This is a genomic window from Streptomyces sp. NPDC058872, from assembly GCF_042743065.1.
Classification (GTDB): Bacteria; Actinomycetota; Actinomycetes; order Streptomycetales; family Streptomycetaceae; genus Streptomyces.
This window is the reverse complement of the sequence record NZ_JBHYMK010000135.1, coordinates 1-2,571: the sequence shown is the minus strand read 5'-3', so window position 1 is coordinate 2,571 and position 2,571 is coordinate 1. Positions and strand designations below refer to the sequence as shown.

The following is a 2,571-nucleotide window of genomic DNA, read 5'->3' as shown; positions in this document are numbered from 1 at the left end:
CTGGACGAGCTGGTGGGCTGCTTCATGAACACCCTGGTCCTGCGGACCGACGTGTCCGGAGACCCGGCCTTCCGGGAACTCCTCGACCGCGCCCGCGAGACCTCCCTGTCCGCCTACGCCCACCAGGACGTCCCCTTCGAGCAGCTGGTCGAGGTCCTCGACCCGGTGCGGTCCATGGGCCGCAACCCGCTCTTCCAGGTCATGCTGGTGCTCCAGAACAACGAGCACGCCCGCCTCGAACTCCCCGGTGTGCGCGCTGCGTTCGAGCCGCCTGCCGTCGACTCGGTCAAGTTCGACCTGAACTTCTTCGTCGTCGAGCGGCAGGCCGACGACGGCACGCCCGGCGGTCTGGACGGGTTCCTGGAGTTCAGCCACGACGTGTTCGACGAGTCGACGGCGGCCTCGGTCGCCGAGCGTCTCGTACGCCTCCTGGAACAGGTCGCCGACGACCCTGACCTCCCCGTCAGCGGCATCGAACTGCTCACCGACGAGGAGCGCCACCGCATCCTCACCGAGTGGAGCGGCACCACCGGCCGCAGCACCGACACCACCGTGCCCGCCCTCTTCGAGGCCCAGGCGGCCCGGTCGCCGGAGGCGGTCGCGGTCACCTTCGACGGCACGGAGCTGTCGTACGGGGAGCTGAACGCGCGGGCGAACCGTCTGGCCCGGCAGCTGATCGGACTCGGCGCGGGCCCGGAGCGGCTGGTGGCGCTCGCGCTGCCCCGCACCGAGGAGATGGTCGTCGCTCTCCTCGCGGTGCTCAAGTCCGGCGCCGCCTACCTCCCCGTCGACCTGGCCTATCCGGCGGAGCGGATCGCGCTCATGCTCGACGACGCCGGTCCGGCCCTGCTGCTCACCGACGGACCGACCGCCCGGACCCTGCCGGACACGGACCTGCCGCGCCTGCTGGTCGACGACCCCGGCACGGCTGAGGCGCGGGCGGAGCTGCCCGACGCCGACGTGACCGACCGGGAGCGGACCAGTCCCCTGGGGCCGGACCACCCCGCGTTCGTCATCTACACCTCCGGCTCCACGGGCCGGCCGAAGGGCGTCACCGGTCTGCACCGGGCCCTCGTCAACCGGCTCACCTGGTTCGCCGAGGAGTTCCCCGAGCAGCGCACGGCCGGCGTCCTCGCCAAGTCGCCGGTCAGCGTCATCGACGGCATCACCGAACTGCTCGCCCCGCTGCTGTCCGGCGGGTCGACGGTCCTGGTCGACGCCGACACCGCCCGCAGCGTCCCCCACCTCGCGGACGCCGTCGTGCGGCACGGCATCGCCCGGCTGACCGTCGTCCCCAGCCTCCTGGACGCCTTCATCGACAGCGGCGAACTGCCGCGCATGGCCGGCTGCGCGGTCTGGATCTGCAGCGGGGAGCAGCTGCCCGCCGCCACCGTGGAACGGTTCCGGACCTGCCTGCCCTCCGCCCGCCTCGTGAACTTCTACGGAGCCTCCGAGGTCGGAGCGGTCGCCACCCACGGCGCCCACGACGACGTTGCCCTCGGCACGGCAACCCTGATCGGCCGTCCGATCCGGAACACGGGTGTGTTCGTGTTGGACGGTGGGTTGCGGCCGGTTCCGGTGGGTGTGGCGGGTGAATTGTATCTGTCGGGTGCGGGTGTGGCGCGGGGTTATGTGGGTCGTGCGGGGTTGACGGCTTCGCGGTTCGTGGCGTGCCCGTTCGGGGTGGCCGGTGGGCGGATGTATCGCACGGGTGATGTGGTGCGGTGGTCGGCGGACGGTCGTCTGGTGTTCCTGGGGCGTGCGGATGCGCAGATGAAGGTGCGTGGGTTCCGGGTGGAGCCGGGTGAGGTGGAGGCGGTGTTGCTGGGGCATGCGTCGGTGGGGCGTGCGGTGGTGGTGGCGCGTTCCGACGGTCCTGGTGGTGCGGTGCTGGTCGGCTATGTCGTGCCGGCCGCGGGTGCGTCGGTGGATGTGAGCGCGGTGCGGGAGTTCGTGGGGCGGTCGCTGCCGGAGTACATGGTGCCGGTGGTGGTGGTCCTCGATGCGTTGCCGTTGACGCCGAGCGGGAAGGTGGACCGGAAGGCGTTGCCGGCGCCCGATCTGGGTGCGGTGGTGTCCTCGCGGGAGCCCCGGGATCCGGTGGAGGAGGTGCTGTGCGCGCTGTTCGCGCAGGTCCTCGGACTGGAACGGGTCGGCATCGACGACAGCTTCTTCGAACTCGGCGGCCACTCCCTCCTCGCCACCAGGCTCGTCAGCCGGGCCCGCTCCGCCTTCGGTACGTCCCTGTCGATCAGGGACGTGTTCGAGGCGCCCACCGTCGCCGCACTCGCCGACCGGGCCCGCTCCGGGGAGCGCGACCGGCCCCCGCTCGTCGCCGTATCCCGCACCGGCACCCTGCCGACCTCCTCGGCACAGCGCCGGCTGTGGTTCCTCAACCGTCTGGAGGGCCCCGAGTCCGCCGCGTACAACATGCGTTTCGCGGTGCGGTTGTCGGGTGCGCTGGACGTGGCGGCGCTGGATGCGGCGCTGGCGGACGTGGTGGGGCGGCACGAGAGTCTACGGACGGTGTTCCCGGAGGTGGACGGGGAGCCGCGGCAGGTGGTTTTGGAC

The 2,571-nt window shown here is 71.8% G+C and carries 1 protein-coding gene; it reads left to right on the top strand.

All coding sequences use genetic code 11. The features are described 5' to 3' along the window. Positions 1-12: 12 nt before the first annotated feature. The coding region (locus ACFW22_RS35730) for an amino acid adenylation domain-containing protein (protein WP_386412946.1) at positions 13-2,571 on the top strand (2,559 nt) is incomplete at its 3' end.